Source organism: Nostoc linckia z4, assembly GCF_002608075.1.
GTDB lineage: Bacteria > Cyanobacteriota > Cyanobacteriia > Cyanobacteriales > Nostocaceae > Nostoc > Nostoc linckia.
The window spans coordinates 26518-45928 of sequence record NZ_LAHA01000066.1 but is presented as its reverse complement, the minus strand read 5'-3'; the positions used below and the strand labels follow the sequence as shown (position 1 = coordinate 45928).

Annotated in this window: 14 protein-coding genes; 6 read left to right on the top strand and 8 right to left on the bottom strand. The window is 39.5% G+C overall.

Annotated elements, in window-relative coordinates; translation table 11 throughout:
- Positions 1-203 precede the first annotated feature (203 nt).
- The 6 genes from VF06_RS32755 (at position 204) to VF06_RS32725 (ending at position 9850) form a co-directional block, all read left to right on the top strand.
- Positions 204-2357 (top strand): GumC family protein, encoded by a 2154-nt coding sequence (locus tag VF06_RS32755; protein ID WP_099071618.1) that lies wholly within the window; start codon positions 204-206, stop codon positions 2355-2357.
- 209 nt (positions 2358-2566) lie between these two features.
- Positions 2567-3973 (top strand): O-antigen ligase family protein, encoded by a 1407-nt coding sequence (locus VF06_RS32750; RefSeq protein WP_099071617.1) that lies wholly within the window; start codon positions 2567-2569, stop codon positions 3971-3973.
- 29 nt (positions 3974-4002) lie between these two features.
- Positions 4003-5193, top strand: coding sequence for a glycosyltransferase (locus VF06_RS32745; RefSeq protein WP_099071616.1), 1191 nt, complete (start codon positions 4003-4005; stop codon positions 5191-5193).
- A gap of 199 nt (positions 5194-5392) precedes the next feature.
- Positions 5393-6958: a lipopolysaccharide biosynthesis protein gene (locus VF06_RS32735; protein WP_099071615.1), complete on the top strand. Its 1566-nt coding sequence runs from the start codon at positions 5393-5395 to the stop codon at positions 6956-6958.
- Between the two features lie 493 nt (positions 6959-7451).
- A complete protein-coding gene (locus tag VF06_RS32730) occupies positions 7452-9176 on the top strand; it encodes an ABC1 kinase family protein (protein ID WP_099071614.1) in 1725 nt (574 codons plus the stop codon).
- 299 nt (positions 9177-9475) lie between these two features.
- Entirely contained in the window at positions 9476-9850 is a 375-nt protein-coding gene (locus tag VF06_RS32725) for a hypothetical protein (RefSeq protein ID WP_099071613.1), read from the top strand.
- Between the two features lie 445 nt (positions 9851-10295).
- On the opposite strand, the gene VF06_RS32720 is transcribed toward VF06_RS32725, so the two are convergent.
- From VF06_RS32720 to VF06_RS32685, 8 genes are all read right to left on the bottom strand, one after another.
- Positions 10296-11324 carry an Npun_R2821/Npun_R2822 family protein gene (locus tag VF06_RS32720; protein ID WP_099071612.1) on the bottom strand — a complete coding sequence of 343 codons (1029 nt, stop codon included), beginning with the start codon at positions 11322-11324 and terminating at the stop codon, positions 10296-10298.
- 16 nt (positions 11325-11340) lie between these two features.
- On the bottom strand, positions 11341-12231 hold the full coding sequence (locus tag VF06_RS32715) for an Npun_R2821/Npun_R2822 family protein (protein WP_099071611.1): 891 nt from the start codon (positions 12229-12231) through the stop codon (positions 11341-11343).
- Positions 12232-12234: 3 nt separating this feature from the next.
- The gene (locus VF06_RS32710; RefSeq protein ID WP_099071610.1) at positions 12235-13215 is read right to left on the bottom strand and encodes an Npun_R2821/Npun_R2822 family protein; all 981 of its coding nucleotides are present in this window, start codon (positions 13213-13215) and stop codon (positions 12235-12237) included.
- Between the two features lie 3 nt (positions 13216-13218).
- A complete protein-coding gene (locus tag VF06_RS32705) occupies positions 13219-14175 on the bottom strand; it encodes a glycosyltransferase family 10 domain-containing protein (protein WP_099071609.1) in 957 nt (318 codons plus the stop codon).
- Between the two features lie 83 nt (positions 14176-14258).
- Positions 14259-14657: a four helix bundle protein gene (locus VF06_RS32700; RefSeq protein ID WP_099071608.1), complete on the bottom strand. Its 399-nt coding sequence runs from the start codon at positions 14655-14657 to the stop codon at positions 14259-14261.
- A gap of 72 nt (positions 14658-14729) precedes the next feature.
- Positions 14730-15941, bottom strand: coding sequence for a glycosyltransferase family 4 protein (locus tag VF06_RS32695; RefSeq protein WP_099071620.1), 1212 nt, complete (start codon positions 15939-15941; stop codon positions 14730-14732).
- Between the two features lie 4 nt (positions 15942-15945).
- Complete coding sequence (locus tag VF06_RS32690) at positions 15946-18195, bottom strand: ABC transporter ATP-binding protein (RefSeq protein WP_099071607.1); 2250 nt, start codon at positions 18193-18195, stop codon at positions 15946-15948.
- Positions 18196-18217: 22 nt separating this feature from the next.
- Positions 18218-19381, bottom strand: a complete 1164-nt coding sequence (locus tag VF06_RS32685) for a glycosyltransferase family 4 protein (protein WP_099071606.1) — start codon at positions 19379-19381, stop codon at positions 18218-18220.
- Positions 19382-19411: the final 30 nt, after the last annotated feature.

Here is a 19411-nt window from a genome sequence, read left to right as displayed (position 1 = left end):
GTTGAGGGGATGGGGGAGATGGGGGGATGGGGAGAATAATAACTCTTCAGTCAACAGTCACCAGTTAACAATCATCAGTCAACAGTCATCAGTCAACAGTCATCAGTCATCAGTCAACAGTCAACAGTCATCAGTCACCAGTCAACAGTCAACAATCAACAATCAACACTCCTCGTTTGCCCAATTACACAAAGGTATATGTAATGGAGAAAAGTATTTCATCTTTAGTAATGGTTTTGAAGCGACGGAGTTGGCCGGCTTTGGCGACGTTTGTTGCTGTGATTGGGGGAGCAGTAGCCTACTTAGTTTTTGCTCCAAGTTTGTATCGAGCATCAGCAAAATTGATATTGGATGACAAACGGGTGAGTGTTTCTGAGTTGGGGCGCGACCTCACACAGGTACCTGCGGGTGTACCTGGCGGCCCTAGTCCGTTGGCGGAACAGGCAGAATTAGTCAAATCAGTACCTATTTTAGAGCGATCGCTGGCTAAGGTTTTTCCTGTTTCTCAAAGCAAAAGCAAGTTGACAACTAAGAAATTCAGTAAAGGTTTGCGAGTCAAAATTGTCCCAGCGACGAATATTTTGGTTATTAGCTATCAAACCCAAAACCCAATTCTGGCTGCTAACCTCGTGAATGCTGTTTCTCAAACAATGGTTGAGGAAAGTGCCGAACAAATTCGCAAAGAAGCTGCAAATGTCAGGAAATTCTTGGAAAAAGAGGTTCCTGTGGCTCGTGGGCGGCTGGAACAAGCGGAGGCTGCGGAAAACAAATATAAACAAGCTACTGGTTTGATTTCTTTTGCTGACCAAAGCAAAAGTTTAGTTGATAGTTTAGCTACTTTAGAAGACCAGGAGAGGACTTTATTTACCCAACTCCAAGAAAGGCGATCGCGTGATGCATCCCTACGAGAAATTACTACTACTCAAAGCCTTGGCAATGCTTATGCATCCATACGCGGTGGTCAAGACGAGCAACTCCAGAAACTACGCACTCAATTAGCAGATTTGCAAACCCAGATAGCTACTGTGCGTCTGCGGTTCACAGATAACCATCCAAGTTTGATATTGCTGCTGCAACAACAACAAGCCCTCAATGCTTTGTACAATCGCCAATTAGCTAGTCTTACCTCTGGAAATCGAGCTATTTCTCAAAATCACGTAGCATCCGATCCTCTGAGTCAGGATCTCACTTCTGACCTGATTGGCAATGAAATTGAAAGTTTGGCATTGGAAAATAAGCTCAAAGTTGTTCAGTCTTTAAAAGCTAATCTCCAAGCTCGTTTAGCACAACTACCAATTCAACAACAACCTCTGACTGTACTGACGCGCCAACGAGAAGAAGCAGCAGCATCTTTAAAGTTGTTGCAAAGCAAACTCGAAGAAGCGCGAATTGCTGAAGCCCAATTAGTTGGCAATATGCGAATTATCGAAGAGGCTAAACCACCAACTTCTCCCAGCTTCCCCAAACCTCCTTTGGTATTGGCCCTGGCTACTGTGGTGGGGGGTGTCTTAGCTGTTGGTGTGGTATTACTTTTAGAAGCCACCGATAACACCATACACGATACTTCCGAAGCCGAGGAAATACTGACAAAAATTCCCATGTTGGGAACATTACCATCTCTACCTCACAAAGCCCTGAATCTCCAAGCAGCAGAAGGATTTTTAGACGATATTGCTTTGGTGGAACCTTATCGGATGTTGCTTAAGACTCTAGAGTTTCGCAGTTCTCAGAAATTGCGGAGCATTGTTATTAGTAGTACTAAATCTGGAGAAGGGAAATCAGTAGTTGTTTCCCACTTAGCAGCTGTTTGTGCAATGTTATCTCGACGAACGTTGATTATAGATGCCGACTTACATCGTCCGATGCAGCACAAGCTGTTTAATTTACCAGCTAAACCCGGACTTAGCGAAGCCATCACCAAAGAGCGATCGCTATTAAATGCCGTGCAACTTGGAGATATTGAAAACCTTTCGGTGCTGACTGCCGGCGAACTACACCCAAGACCCTCCCAGCTACTAGAGTCTGAGGCCATGAAGTCGTTGATAGCAGATGCTACAGAAAATTACGATCTAGTAATTATAGATACTCCTCCGTTAAATATCAGTGCTGATGCAGCTACCTTGGGTCGCTATACCAATGGTGTCGTGCTGATTACACGTCCTAGTTTTACTCTCAAAGATTTCCTGAAAAAAGCAGTATCAGAATTTACACAAAATCGAATACCAATTCTGGGAGTAGTAGTTAATGGTATGGCAGTTCAAACTGAAAAGTCTTACCGTTATTTATCCCGTCCTGCGATCCATTCAACTCCCCCAAGGGATACCGTCAATTCTGGAAACGGTTCGAGGTCGAAGTGATGATATGCAATAGGAGTCAGAATTCAGGAGTCAGGAGTCAGAATTCAGGAGTCAGGAGTCAGAATTCAGGAGTCAGGAGTCAGGAGTCAGGAGTCAGGAGTCAGAATTCAGGAGTCAGAATTCAGAAGTAAATCGGCTGTAGGGGCGTACAGCTGTATGTCCCTACCTATATCTATATCTGTATCAGGTATTTCGTGAAATTTATGAAGATGTTCGCCAGTGAACGCTCCTGGATACTAAAGATTGGGTTGGCAGGTTTGGTAATTGGGTTACTTACAGCATTTATGCCTGTTTATCTGGCGTTGATAGTGGGAGCGATCGCGGTAGTTTTCTCGTTCTTTGCCAGCTTCGAGCAAACTGTACTCGGATTATTAATCTTGCGTAGTGCCCTCGATCCTTTTTCTGCTCGACAAATTCCCTCTTTATTCGCCATTGGTGTGGATGTCCTGACTTTACTTTATGTGACAGTCACATTACTAACTGGGCGGGTAGTACGTACTGATAAGTTTTGGTGGTTTTTTGCAGGTTGGGTAGTTCTCCAAGGTTTGGGAGTCATACTCATACCTTTAGGAGAACAGGATCTAGATGCTGGTGCTTTCTTAAATAGTATCCGCGAGTGGGTGCGTCTTTTTTCTTCGCTAATGGTCTATTTGCTAGTAATGCAACTGCAAAACCGACTTCATCCACAAAAGATTATTTCTACATTATTTTTCGCTCTCATCTTACCCTTGACAGCAGCAACAATACAGATGCTTGTTCCCGCTTCCATGCTACCAGGCGTACTGCAAGCTACCAAAGATCCAATCACTGGGGAAATTTCCCGAATTAATGGCACACTTGGTCTAGCTAATACCTTTGCAACTTTTTTGTTGCTGTTCATAGGTTTGACTTATTGGAAACTAAATCAGTCCCAGCGTCGTTGGCCTTGGATAATACTGCTTGTTGTACTCGGCTTTTTCTATGTGAGTACTAAAACTTTGTTTAGCTTGATCATGCTGGGTATTCTGATTTTGGTTTTGATTGCACCAAGATTGAATCTGATTAATTTGATTGGTGGAGCATTGTTATTTGCAGTAGTTATAGTTTTATTTGCTAGCACTGAGTTTGGACAACAACGCCTCGCCTCTTTAACTCAAACACCGTTGTTAAATCCAGATTTAGATATATCGCGGGCAATTTTGTTGTCACATGGAGACGGTAATAGTTTTAACTGGCGACTTGCTCAGTGGTCTTTACTCATACAAGCTTGGGAGCAGTCGCCGATTTTGGGTTATGGTCTAGCAACTAGTCACTATTTAACTATTTACAATAACTACGCTCACAATGATTATGTCCGAGCTTTAGTAGAAGGCGGAATTTTTGGGCTTTTAGCTTTCCTACTGTTTCTTTGTATCCAAGCTACATATTTAATTCAGTTACTTCAACGCACTTCTTCTACTAAACCTCAGCGAGATTTGTGTCGGGTATTGTTAGCTATTCTTGCAGCTGTGGCTGTCGGTATGATTACTGAAAATATTTGGAGTCACACCACCTTCTTTTTCTATTGGTGGACTTTGTTTGCAGTTGCTACTTGGAATTGGAATCGGCCAAATCTGAATTTGAGGAGTGGGGAGTAGATATAACTGTGTATCTGAATAAATTTTTTATGATTCAGCCCTCGATTGATACTGATAATCATGCTCAAATGACAGCACGACATCAAAGATCCTATCGAGTGGTTTTAGTGCATCCGAGTGCGGGAGTTAACTGGAGTGGAGGGTCGGAGATTTTTGCCATAGAACTTGCCGATCGCCTGAGTACGTACTTTGATGTGGAATTATTAGCGGGCGATCGCTGTAGTCAATTTTACTATCCAGCTGGTGGTATTGACCGCACAAAGGCACGTCAGATTGTGAATAATTTAGCGATCGCTTCTCTATTGAAACGTTTTTTTACCCATTCCGATATTGCCATCGAACACTTGACAAGTTTTTTACCTTGTGCATTTCGACTGCTCACACACCCCGCGGACTTAATTTTTCCCTGCAACGATTACGGAGGCTTAGCGGTGGCAGCTTTTGTCCGTAGCCTAATTGGTACGCCCTTTATTTATACCGAGCATACTGGATTATTAGCCCAAGGGCGACTGCTTGCACGTAATTTGCGATTTTGTCCCGATCATCTCGTGGTTTTTTCGGAAGCTATGGCTAATTTTGTGCAAAATTTACGACCTTCTCAACCTACTACCGTTATTCCCAACGGTGTAGATACAAACCGATTTACACCACAAGGAGAACATCTAGACTTGGGTTTAAAAAAACCTTTAGTTTTGTGTGTAGCTTCTTTGAATCGTCACAGTCACAAGCGAGTTGAACTAGCAATTAAAGCTGTAGCTTCGTTACCAAAAGTTAGTCTTCTTATTTGTGGAGATGGCATAGATAGAGCATACTTTCAATCCTTAGGCGATCGGTTATTAGGAAGCGATCGCTTTGCCATCAAAATCTTTCCCAGTAATCAAATGCCCAAAGTTTATCGCAGTGTCAATGCCTTCACTTTACCTTCAATTAATGAACCATGCGCCCTTTCTTATTTAGAAGCAATGGCTAGTGGCTTACCAATAGTGACCACAGACGATGAAATGCGTCGCTATATGGTTGGAGATGCCGGAATTTTATGCGACGTTACAGATATAGAAAATTATGCTGCTGCCATTGCCAAAGTCTTGAGTGGAGATTGGCTGCAAAAAGCAGTTATAAATGCTTCACGTTTTAGCTGGGATACTATTGCATTATCTTACCGCAATGTCATTTTGCAAACGATTTTGCAACCAGGAAAAATGTACTCTAAAAATATTTAATTAAAAGAGAATTCAGAATTCAGAACTCAGAATTCAGAACTCAGAATTCAGAACTCAGAATTCAGAACTCAGGATTCAGAACTCAGAATTCAGAACTCAGAATTCAGAACTCAGGATTCAGAACTCAGAATTCAGAACTCCTCACTCCTAACTCCTAACTCCTCACTCCCAACTCCCGATTCCCCAATCCCTAATTATTATGTCAATTTCTCGGCGAATTGCTTTTGCAGTTAGTGTTTCTTGGCTAAGTCGGGTGTCGATAATTTGCTCAGGCTTAGTTTTGACTCCGACTCTCTTCCGATTTATGGGAAAAGAGGAATTAGGACTATGGTATTTACTAGGTAATAGCCAATCTTTTTTATGGTTGTTATCTTTAGGAATCACGCCAACTTTGACACGGCATATAGCTTTGGCAAAAGGAAAAAGCGGTTTCGATCCAGAAGTAGAATTAACAGATGAAACTCAACAACATATTGGAGATTTAGTAGTTACAGGTCGGTTAATTTTACGATGGTTAGCAGTAATTGTTTTCTTTGTAGCTTGGGTTATTGGTTATGCTTTAATCAGTAAAATTGAGTTACATGAAGTTTCTCAAGAGCAAGTGCTTTGGTCTTGGACATTGATGTGTGCTGGTTATGCCATCGCAGTTTGGTTATCTTACTTTGATTGCTTACTGGCAGGTATGGGATATGTTGGTTGGGATGGTTTGATTGCGGTCTTAACCTATTTTTTAATTATATTTAGCAACATGGTTGCAGTCATGTTGGGAGGTGGATTATTAGCATTGGCAACAATTTCTGTAGTGGCTGGGTTAATGCAGCGGTTAATATTTATTACAATTATTCGCTGGCGTTTTCCGAATTTATTGCTTTTTCAAGGCAATTGGAATATTCAATATGCTAAAGCACTGTTTAAACCTTCTTTATACTGGTGGTTAACTGATTTAGGAGTATTTTTAATTTTACGTACTGATACTTATTTTATTGCTTTATTTAAGGGGTCTCAATTTATTCCTAGTTATCAAGCTACTTATAATTTAATGTCTAATATTTCTCAAGCTGGTATTGCTTTTGCTGGTTCTTCAGCAGTTTTTATTAGTCAAGCATGGCAAGCCGGAAATTTAGCAGATATTCACCGAATGACTTTACGGAATGCACGCATAGGATTGTCCATTGTGGCTGCGGGAGTTGCTTTTTTGCTGGTGGCGGGTGGAGGTTTTATCAAATTGTGGTTGGGTAAGGGTAACTTTGTTGGTCTAGATGTGTTGGTAATTTTTTGTATTATCGTCTCCTTAGAAACTCAACATGTAATTTTAATCACAAGTTCGCGAGCCACGGAGGATGAAAAGTATGCTCCTTGGTCTTTAACTTCGGGTGTTTTGAACTTAATATTTACATGGATTTTGATTAAACCTTTGGGTTTACTGGGAGTAGCAATGGCGACAATGTTCGCACAGATACTAACAAACAATTGGTATGGAGTCTATAGACCAATGGTGCGTTTGTATCTCAACTTTGGCATTTATTTACGTCAAGTAGTTGGTTTATGGGCTACTGTGCTGGTATGCTGTTTGGGCCTGTCTTGGTTAGCAAAGAGAAGTCTGTTGCTGTTAGGAATAACTTCAGAATGGGCTGTAATTGTAACTACCGCAGTTATTTGTGGCGCTGTGCTATCAACTTCACTGTGGATGAGTGTTTTAGAAAACCATCATCGCCAAAGTATTCAGGGAAAGCTAAAAGCTTGGCTGAAGCTGCCTGAATTTTAAAATGAAAAAAGTTGACACTGTAATAATACTGTGCCCATTTGTAGCTATTAGTAAATGTAGTTACTAAGGTAACTCCAAAAAATAAATTATTCCGGTTAAAGCGTTGACTGTGAACCGTCAATAGTCAACGGAAACAGTTAACAGTTTTCTATGGAATATTTTTTTACCTGGAAGTTACTAAGTGCTGCGATCGCTCTCGAATTTGTATATCTGATTAAAGATTTATATATTTGTGAATAATAATTAAGAAAATATAAAATCATCAGATAGATGCACAAGTAGTTGTAGTTTTATAAAGTATAATTAAGAAAAAGATAAACAAATCTAAGCAGTAATATAGGCGAAATTTGCCTCGAACGGCATCCGAAAAGGGTAAAGTTCTGATTGTTTTAGATAAAAGACTATTCCTATCCTGTACGTGCAACTAAGTTGCAGTTCAGGAAACAAGGCAGCAAAAGTGTAAATTTCAACAGTTGAAGAGGCAAACAAAGCCGTGGGTCAGTATCAACCTGCTCAGCTAAAAGGCTACAATCCAGAAGCGATCGCTCGCTACTACCGTTACCGTCCCTGGCTAGCTTGGGGGCGACTGGTGAGAATTCTCTGGTCTTTTGCAGGATTTATACTCAATATTAAGTTGGATGAATGGCGAGATCGAGTAGAGCAAAACAAAGTAAAACGAGCTGTAGAGCTGCGAAAACTGCTCACGAATCTGGGGCCGACTTTTATTAAAGTTGGTCAAGCCCTTTCTACAAGACCAGACCTAATACGCAAAGATTTTTTAGAAGAACTGGTGAAGTTGCAAGACCAGTTACCACCGTTCGATAATGCTATTGCTTATCAAATTATCGAAACCGAACTAGACCGCCCAATTCATGAAAGTTTTAGCGAACTGTCAGCGACGCCGGTAGCTGCGGCTAGCTTGGGTCAAGTATATCGCGGTCGTTTGATCACTGGGGAAGAAGTGGCAGTGAAAGTGCAACGCCCCAACTTGCGCCCCGTTCTGACACGCGACTTATATTTGATGCGCTGGGCGGCGGGTTGGCTAGCCCCTTGGTTACCTCTGAATCTCGGTCACGACCTGACTTTAATTGTGGACGAATTCGGCACCAAGTTATTTGAAGAAATTGACTATATCAATGAAGGTCGCAACGCCGAAAAATTTGCTAGTAATTTCCACAACGACCCCCAGGTGAAAGTTCCCAGCATTTACTGGCGTTACACTAACACCCACGTTTTAACCCTGGAATGGATTAACGGCTTCAAGCTAACAGATACCCAACGCATCCGGGAAGCAGGTTTAGACCCAGAAGCCATTATTCAAATTGGCGTCACCTCAGGTTTGCAACAGTTATTAGAACATGGCTTCTTCCATGCAGACCCCCATCCTGGTAATTTGTTTGCCATGCCCGATGGTAGGATGGCTTACATAGACTTTGGCATGATGGATCAGTTGGAAGAAACCACCAAAGAAACCCTAGTGGATGCCTTAGTGCATTTGGTGAATAAAGACTACACCGATTTAGCCGAAGACTTTGTAAACTTGGGTTTCCTGACGCCAGACACAAACATTTGCCCAATTGTACCTGCATTAGAAGCGGTGTTGGGAAATGCCATCGGTAAAAACGTCGGCGATTTTAACTTCAAAACCATCACCGATGAATTTTCGGAACTGATGTATGAATATCCTTTCCGAGTTCCGGCGAAGTTTGCTTTAATTATTCGTTCCTTGGTGACTCAGGAAGGTATTGCCTTGAGTCTCAACCCGAATTTTAAAATTGTCGAGGTTGGCTATCCATATATAGCACGGCGATTGCTGACAGGAGAATCACCAGCATTGCGGCGACGACTATTGAACGTGCTATTTAAAGATGGTAAATTCCAGTGGGAGCGGTTAGAAAATTTAATTGCGATCGCTCGTACCGATGGTAATTTTGATGTCGTACCCACAGCCCAAATGGGATTGCAATATTTAATGTCCGAAGAAGGCAAATTTCTGCGCCGACAGTTGGTCATTGCTCTCACCGAAGATGACAGACTGCACACCGAAGAAGTCCAACGCCTATGGAACCTGGTTAAAGACGACTTAAAACCGAATCGTTTATTCAATGTAGCCATCGGTATTTTGACAGAATTATCCAGAGAAGGTGCAGCTGCGATATTACCAAAAGCGACATTTCTTGGGTCTTTTGTCGGAAACGAGCCAATACGGTTTGGTTAAAGGGGAAAGGGRAAAGGTTTCAAATACATCCTTTACCCCTTACCCCTTAACCTTTTCCCAGACCACAAGGGAARTTCATACTGCTTATCCGAACCSTATTGGAAAACCAGCCACCAGGTAAAAATTAAAAGTTTTAATCAGAATTCAGGAGTCAGAATTCAGAATGGCTTCTGTATTATGACTCGCTGATGTAACTTACTTCTACATCAGAGAATAACTGAGTTTGAGTCATCCATTAATTGATTTTGATTCCTGAATTCACCAATTTTGAATTCTTCTTTTTATAACCAGGAGTTTCCATGTACTATTTCCCCTTGCAACCGCCTTATTTTCTGTTAATTGTAGGCTTTTTTGCCGCCTTAACCTCTGGTATTGCATTATCTGGAACATTAAAAGTAATTGTACAGAAATGGCCAAGGGAACGCTCAGAAAATACTAAGCCAAATTCCTCATTAAAACAATTATTTGTGCCATTTCTCGGCATCACTGCTGGTATTTGTTTATTTATGTCTTCAGGGTTAGAAATATTTGGTTTTCCCACCTTGCTAGCTTTAGGAGTTGGTTTACCAATCAGTTTACTAACCTGTTTATTAGTGTGGTTGCAGTTGGGAAGTATGCTCAACTTTGCCCAAAGTAGAGGAATGCAATCTCTAGATTTAGATGCTGAAGGGTGATGTAGTAGTCTGTTCAATTAATTTTGTAATAAAAAAATCTTCGTAGTAAGGACTTTAGTCCTTGATTTTTAAGCACTAAAGTGCTTACTACGAACTTATCACAACTAATGGGACAAACCACTACTGGTGTGTTCCATTAGTTCTGAGGAGTGAACTCAATCTTCTTTCTCTCTTTCTCTGCGTTCTCTGCGCCTCTGTGGTTCGTTCCTTAACCAATCAAAATTAATGGGACAGACCAGTAGTGGTTTATCGCATTAGTTCTGATGGGTAAACTCATTCTTAATTTTTCTTTCTTTGCGCTCTTTGCGTCCTTTGCGGTTCGTTTATTAACCCATCAGAACTAATGGGACAGACCAGTAGTAGCTCGTCCCATTAGTTCTGAGGGGTGGACTAATTCTTAATTTTTCTTTCTTTGTGCTCTCTATTTATCAGTCAACAGTCATCTCTATTTAGTAATTTTATCTTTAAAATTGCGATAATTTAACTTAAAATTGTTGATTTTTTGTTGAATAAAACTGGTGGTAGATTTTTGCATAACCGTTAACTTGCTGGGGCGCGTAAAGGTTTGGGGGCGTTTTTCAGGCGATTTTAAATAGCGATAGTGTAAGAAAACATCGCGGTAGGGAATATCAACATCTTCCCCTGTACAAAGGCGAGTAAAATCGGATGAAGATACACTCATATAGTGAAGATACGTGATGGGTGTTTCCTGAGCGTAAAGAATATTATCTACAACATTAAATTTAGAAGCCCAATGGCAACCGGTAGCGCCTTCATAATTGGCATAGTTGTAGTAAGAAATTCCACTTTTTAAAACTAAATAATTAAGAACTGTTTGGTCGGAATCTGCCCATGCTAGGGCATCCGCTTCACCTGCTTCTAAACTAGTTAAAAAATTTGCTAAAGTAGCATCATCAAAAATATGTTTTTTAGAAGCAAACCAACCAGAACAAAAAATGCGATCGCTAATATTTTCTTGATGAAAAATTTGTTGTAATTTATCTTCTGTCCAGTCAAAAATATACTTCAAATCTGATTTATATTGAAAGTCGTTTGTTATCCAATCATATTTATCTAATTTTTCATAAACATCATCTAGTGGTTTCATTAATAGGGTATCGCCATCAAAAAAAATAAATTTTTCAAATGGGCCATCTAAACAACAAAGTTTTCTATGTCTTTCTATGCGAAAATTCTCTGCTAAACCATATTCTCTCCAGAGTTTTAATGCTCTGGGATGAGCTTTCCAAATACGAGTACCAAATTCTTCCCAGCGAGCTATTGAAGCATCATCTTCAAATAAAGTGACATTATCCCTAGTTGCTATCTCTGCTTTTACTTTATCTAGCCGATTATTATATGGAATTACGCAAACAGGAATTTTTCTACCAGCATTTGCTTCGATACTGTTGAGCAAAGCAATTAGTTGGTCATATACTACATCATTGGCTAGGGTATAAATACCATCAATCATTGGCGTACTCCTCATATTAAGTGCGGCTAGCAACAAAGGGAAATAAACGGCGAGTTAATTTTGGAAGAAAAGCAAACTTACCCTCGTGAAGATAGCGATAGTGTTCCCACAATTCCCAATAAGGACTACCGGCTTTAATGCGTGTCCCCGCCCAATGCAGATATTTTAGTCGTTGTCCCCTGTCATAGAGAGCATAGCCTTGCTGTTGGAAATTTCGCGAACCCGCCCAACTACCGGGGCCTCCCCCAGGAATTTTAACGAGATTTCCACGTTTGGCAATGAGTTTGAGAATTAAATAATTTAAAATTGGTTGGTCTGTAACTCCTTCGGAAAAATCAAAATATTCGCGATGGGCTGCACATTCGCGCAAAGTGTCATCCATTTGTTGTTCGGTAATTGTTCCTTTTTTAGCAGCCCAAAAACCACTATTAAAAACATCTTCTAATTGAGCATCTGAAAAAATTTGCTGTTGTTTTACCAATGGTGAAAAAATATTTCGTAACTTGTCATTGGCGTAATGATAATCACAGCAAAAGAAATCCACTTCTGCAAGTTTATCTAAATTGTCAGCAATTTTTTCAAAGACGACAATATCAGTATCGATATAAATAAACTCATCTAAAGGGCCAAACCACGCCACTAATTTACGCATTTTATTTGGTAAGGCGAGGAAATCTCGGTCAAAAATTTCGCCAATGCGTTTGGTAAATTTATCAATGAAATCTAAATCTGGGAAAATTTGCACGTTGTGTAAGGTTGCAAGTTGCTCTGCTACCTTGTGATAATTTTCGTTAAAAGGTATGAGATAAATTGTTACTTCTGGGTCATAGTAACGAATACTATTGAGTAAGGCGATGGCATTATCCATCACTCGGTCATTGGCAACAATATAAATTCCCCTGCTCATAAATTATCCTTGTTTGATTAACTTCAGTTTTCGTAACGCTCTGGTAAATAAATTTGGTGTGGGAGCTTCATTATAATTCTTCGGAGGAGTTGTAAATACTGGGCGTTTTTCTGGTTCGTGTAAATAACGATAATGGAGAAATAAATCTCGATAGGCAAAGTCAATATTTTCTCCAGCACACACCGCCTGGGTGAGATTCGGAGGAATGCCAATATAATGAATGTAAGTTAGGGGATTGCCTTTGTCATATAAAATATGTTCTCGTTCTTCAAAGTGTTTTGAGGTTGCAGAACATCCTGTTTTGAGATTATCTGGTAGTTCGCGAGCAAAGTTATAAGTAGAAAGCTTAGACCTCATTACCATGTAATTGAGCAGTGGTTGTTCGCCAGCACCTTCATATAAAATTTCTGCTTCGCCATTTTGTAAATTAGATATCAGCCAATTTCTTTGTTCTGTATCAAATATTCCCCGTTTTGAACCATAAAAGCCAGAACAAAATATTTCTGTATCTATGCGCTTTTGTGCAAACACTTCTAGTAATTTAGGAGATTTAACATTGTAGATTTTACTAACGTCTTTAAATTGAAAATCGTAAACCACAAAATCATGGTTATCTAATTTTTCAAACACCGCATCAAGTGAATTCATCACCAAGGTGTCTGCATCTAAATAAATAAATTTATCGAAGGGGCCATCGAAGGCACAAAAACGACGATGAGCGCCATAAAGGCGGAATTTACTACGATTTAATCGTTCTGGTGCTGCTGAGAGCATAAATTGATCCCAGCGTTCGATTGATTCTTGGTTATCGTAAATAAATACATTGGGTCGATTAACTATTTCCTCGGCTATTCGCTGTGTTCTATCATCGAAAGGATAGATACAAACTGGAGTTTCTTTACCCAAAATTACATCAATACTGTTGAGTAAAGCTATTAGTTGATCGAAAACATAATCATTGGCTAGGGTACAGATACCATTCATAATTTATGAGTGTTGAACAACAAAGTCTGACAACCAGTTAAGCAGATTTAATTTGTGTAAAATGATTTGACGTGCTTCAGCGATCGCATCTTTAGCCTGATACCATGCATCGGGTGTTGCTGTGACTTCTTGGATATAAGCAATGCCTTTTTCATCTAAACTAGGCAATCTTAAAAAACTACCAGGTGGCAATAATTTATCCGCAGCCGGGCCGCCATAATAAATTGGCAAACACCAAGCAAGCAAACTATCCCAAAGTTTTTCACTGACATACCAATTATTATCAGCATAGTTTTCAATTGCTAAGTTGTAATAATATGGAGCCATCCCATACCATTTATTACCCAATTCCCCCGATTTTTTCGCCGATTCTGGTAAATTCCGCCCATACAAATCAAACTTTATACCACTCGATTGTAGAGATTGTAAAAAGTCTAAACGTTGGCGATGGTTGGCTGTGCGGTTAATTCCTGAAGTAATCCAACTACATGGCGCAACTTTTTGTGGAGGTGGCATTTCATTCAAATCTTGAAAGGTGTTTGAGTGATACCAAATAGCAGGCATATAATCGGGAGTAGGGGCAAAATCATCAGGGCCAGAAATGTAACTGCAATATTTATCGGCTACTTGATAATTCTTTTTAGTGATTTCTAAAACTTCATCTAAAGGCGGTTCTCTGAGTAAATAAATAATCCGTTCTTTGGGCACACCACGCAATAGAGAATCAACATTGACGACTGATTTTTGCTGGCGTTTGCGTAACTTATCTACCCAAGATTGTTGCGGTGCTGGTTGGGGAAAATCAAATTGATACATGAGCAGAAAATCTGGTTTGGGTGCTATTGCCTGCATTTGCATGTTGCCCCAAATTCCAAAGTGATGCGGGGTTTGTTGCCAAAGCCAATCGGCTCTAGTTTCTAAACCTCGATAACTGCTAATCATTCCTACTGTAATATTCATGTTAATAATTTCGATAGTGAAGAATTGAGACGCGGGGACACGGTGACGCGGGGACACGGAGAGCAAGAAAATAAAATTAGAGATTATGAAGTTTTAGACGAATGGGTGTTAATTGTCCATTGTTCAGGGTGTGAAATCATAGCTACTATTTGACTAAGTAATTCTTTACAGTGCCTGTCTAAATCCAAAGCTTGCTCTTTGCTTAAATAACCACATCTGGTGGCAATCTCAATCCAAGTTTGAGTTTCAGCAGCTTCGGTTTCAGCATCACTCAGCTTACTGATAAATGCTGCTGGATACCTTCTTTTTCGCCAAGACTCAGAAATATTAGCTGCTACAGAACGAGAAGAACGTCTTATTTGATCTGTGAGTGAGTAGCGTTCTTCTATTGGAAAACTTTTAGTTAATTCAAAAATTGTCATTGCTACATTTATTGCATTTTTCCATACTCTTAACTCCTTAAATGAACGAATATTTCCCATTTCTAGATTTCCTCATCACTATCATTTCTTTTTCTTCTCTCCGCGTCCCCGCGTCTCCGTGTCTCCCTGTCTTTATCCAATAATTGGAGGAAGTAGAGATTCATCGACGTAACTCAGGATTTTTGCGGCTCGATTTTCCCAAGAAAATTGCTTGACAAATTCGATGCTATCTGGATAGCCTTCGATTTTTCGGGGATGAGTTTCTAAAACTTGCTTTAAACTTTCAGCAAATTTGTTGGGGTTATCTGGTTCGCACCATGCAGCGATCGCTTGGGTATTTTGAAATTCTGTTAATGATGGAATTTCTGTGGCGACAATGGGAGTTCCGGAGGCAAAATAGTCAAATAATTTTAAGGGAGATGTGAAAGTTGCGGCTTGTCCCGAACAATGAGGATGAGCTAAAACATCGGCTGCTTGTAGCAAAGATGCTAATTCGTGATGTAAGATATAGCCCAAAAATTTAATGTTGTAAATTTGTTTTTCTTTGGCTAATTGCTGATAATGTTCTACTTCTGTTGGTTTACCACCTGCACAGACAAATTGCACTTCTGGCATTTGTTGAGCTACATCAATTAAGATATCAATACCTTTAAATTGCTGTATTGCTCCTGCATAAACTACCAATTTTTGATTGTCATTTCGTAATAATTTTTGACGCCATTCTGCTGCTTTTTCTGGTTGTCTTTCCATAAATAAATGATTAAAACCGTTGTGCAGTCTAATCACTTTTTCTGGCGGCATCCCATTTCTAATCATGCTTTCGCGGATAGTTTCTACAACTGTAACGGCAATTTGTAACAGTGGATTATTGACAATTTCTGGGTCGAATGGTTTTTCTTCGTGATGGTGATGTTCGTAAATTGCCGGAATGCCATTTTTAATGGCAGCTTTGACAAAATTCCAGTTGCGGCTGTGGACAAGTTTGGTAGTTGGAAGTATATGAAATGGTAAATAATATTTGCAGGCGATGGTGTTAGAATCTGTGAATTTACTGGGTAAATGGTCAATGGGCCAAGGCATGGGCAAGGGCGAGACTTTTAATTTGTCATGGAGGTTGTAATATTTAATCAGTTCTGTTGGTGTTTTTTGCGGTTGAAAAGGACGCGCTAGATTCACTAATTTACTAGGATTTATTTTTTTATCAAGATATACCAAAACGGTAGAATAACCCAAGTTAGCAGCAGCATTAGCAGCGTTTGTAGATTGCACTAAATGAGCCTCTGGCTTTGGCAATTCATCACCAATAAAGTAAATATAATGTTTTTTCTTATGGTAATTTTTCATCATTTTAATTACTAATACTTTCCTCGAATTTTTCTAAATTATTAATTAGATATATGGCAGATTCATAACTTTCTGAAAGAAATTGAATTTGTTCTTCTAAGCTATAAAGTAAATTATCAGACAGCGAACGGAGAGAACTAAGAATAAGGTTCAAAGAAGTACGAAATTCTGCTGATATTTGATTAAAATTTTGATAATGGCTACTGATGACATTTTGATTTTGGTCGGAAATTGCAAGGATTTGCCCACTGATTTGCGAGTTAATCACGTCATCAAAAACATCAATGGTGTTGAGAATTCTCCAAGCTGATTTATAAGAATCTTCGATTAATTCTTGCCGTTCTTGGGCATCATCTACCAAATCATCAAGTAATAAACGCAAAAATCCAATCATTGAGTTTAATTGCGTCCGAATTTCGTGAGAGATGCGGAGTAAACTTTGATTTGGTTTGGTAATAGTTTCAGGACGTTCGGCAAATTGCATTGAGTAGAGGCGTGAGTAGTAACCACCTTTTTGTAAAAGTTCTTCATGGTTTCCTACTTCTACTACTTGTCCTCGATCTAATACGGCAATTCGATCGGCTTTTTGGACTGTGGAAAGGCGGTGAGCAATTACTAATGTGGTACGATGGCGGCTGAGTTCATCGAGTGCAGTTTGTACTAAACGTTCGGAAACAGTGTCTAAGGCGCTGGTGGCTTCATCTAAAATCAAAATTTCCGGATTTTGCACTAATGCGCGGGCGATGGCTAATCTTTGCCTTTGTCCGCCAGATAACATAACGCCGCGATCGCCAATTAAGGTATCAAATCCCTGGGGTAATTTGCTAATAAATTCATAAGCATTTGCTCGTTTGGTGGCTGTAAGAATTTCATCATCGGTAGCCTCAGGACACCCATAGGCGATGTTATTTTTTACGGAATCATTAAAAAGAAAGGTATCTTGACTGACAATTCCCATCCGCCGACGCAGGGATACCACATCAAATTCCCGTAAATCAACGCCGTCAATGGTAATAGCACCAGCGATGGGGTCGTAAAATCTCGGTAAAAGATCCGCTAAAGTCGATTTTCCCGCACCAGAACCGCCTACTAATGCTAAAGTCGTGCCACGGGGTAAATATAAATTCACATCTTTGAGGACTAACTTTTCATGGCCTGGGTAAGCAAAGCACAAAGAATTAAAAGATACTCCCTCTTGTAATTTTGTGTAGGGAAGCTTACCGTTGCCCATGAATGGCTTATTATCCAAACTTAAAAATTCATTTGTCACATCCACACTAGCGGCTGTGCTAGCAAAGTTGCTGCGAATGGTATTTAGCTGAGAAAGTAATGGCAAAACTCGCAGCAACACTAATAAATATGTCAAAAGTACGGTAGAAAGAGAAGAAATTTGATTGGCAAAAAAGGTTTTACTCAAAATTACAATCATCAGCAAAGCCGTAATCCCCATCACCTCGCCTATGGGCGCGATCGCTTCTGAATTCACCTGAGATTGGAAATCTGCTTTTTCGCGATCGCGGATTAATTTTTGAATGCGTTGAAATTCTTTTTCTTCATTTCCTGTGGCTTTAACTAACCGAATTCCGTTCAAAGTCTCCAGCACAGAAATTGAATATGCTTTTGACATTTCACTGAGCATCTTGCCAAAAATTTTAGAACGGGAAATCGCATATTGATTTACTAATGTCACTAGTGACAACAACAGTGTAGCTGCAATTGTTAATTGCCAAGATATTGACAGTAATAAACCCACAAAAACTAAAATAGTGATTCCTAAAACCACTATTTTCACTATACTACCCAAAGCACTAGCAGCACGTCCGATTTCTCCACCAAGGCGATTGATTAAATCACCAACTTTAGTTTTTGCATAATAATCTATATCAATTTCTAGTAATATTTTTAATCCAGTTTCTCGCATATCCGCCGTTAATTTGCGAGTTAGAGAACTCGATGCCAAGGCGCTAGCATAGGTAGCTAAATTTTTTAAGATAATTGTAAAGATAATTGCCCCAGCCATAATCCCTATCCGATAATTTTCTGGAGCATTATCAAAGGGAGATATCATCTTTCTCAAGATGGGAGGGGCAGTAGTTAAATCTACTTCTTGTCCGACAATTTTTAAAACCACTGGCACAATTAAAGCTGTGCTAATCCCATTAAATAAAGCTCCAGAAAATCCTAACAATATTGTCAACAGAATCAAACCTGGATATGGTTTTGCGAATCTTAGTAATAGTTTTCTGGTAGACATGGGGTATTTTAATTAATATGATTCATAACTTGGCAATTACTGACTTAAGTGTAGAAGCCATCGCCTCTATGCTATAGTGTTCCACACATCTTTGTCTTGCCTTAATACCTTGCTCATTTGCTGAATCTAAATTGTGAAAAATAAATTGAATTTTTTCAGCAAGTTGTTCGGGACAAGCAGGTTCAACTAAATAACCAGTATCAGTTACAATTTCGGGAATATCTCCAACACGCGTTGATAATACAGGTTTAGCCATTGCCATGCCATCTGTCAACTTTAAAGGAAATTGAGCGCGAGTTTCTGGGGTATCTCGCTGGGGAACAACTACAATGTGAGCAGCTGCTACTAAATCAGGCATAACATCAGCTGGATACTTTGGTAATTTGATAATCCAACGTCCCCATTGTTGTTGAAGTTGGCGATCGTAATCATCATAAGGACTACCGCCGACAATTACCAATCTCAAGTCTGGTTGATTAATTTTATCAAGGGCGGTGAGAACATCTTCTAAGCCTTTATAAGGTCTTGGCGCACCAGGAAACATTAAAATTCGATATTCAGATAAACCATAACGACTTCTACTTGATTCCGCATCATATTCAGTCGGATCGAATAAAGAGGTATCTTTGCCATTGGGAACAAATGTACCGCCAAAACGCTGCTGCAAAAATTTAGTATGCACTGTTATAGCATCAGCTTGATTTATGAAACCTTCCATCCATTTCACATACAAAGGATGATGAGGATTTCTGAGTGCGCCGTCTGGCTTGAATAAATCTCTTACTAATTGTTTTGGTGCAGGATGATAACGCCAATCATCGCCACCATGCCAACTCATTTCCCAATCATCTATATCTAGAATTAATGGTTTATTGCTGAATATTTTCTTGAGTAAGCCAACTCCAAAACTGGCTATTTGGGGCTTGATAGCATAAATTATATCTCCACTAATTTTGGGTAAAAATTCGTGGACTTGTCCAAAGAATTCCGGAAGATTTTTACCGGGAAGATGATAAACTTTTAAATCTTCTGGTAAATTTCGATATAAATTATTTCCAAATAAAAACCCTAGAATTTCAATTTCATATCCTAAATTGATTAGGGCTGTTGCAAGCAAATATGCACGTAAAATAGCTGCACTTGACAAATCTGAAACCAACAGGGATATTTTTGAAAATTTTTTCACTATTTTTATACTTAATTTTTATCAACAAGA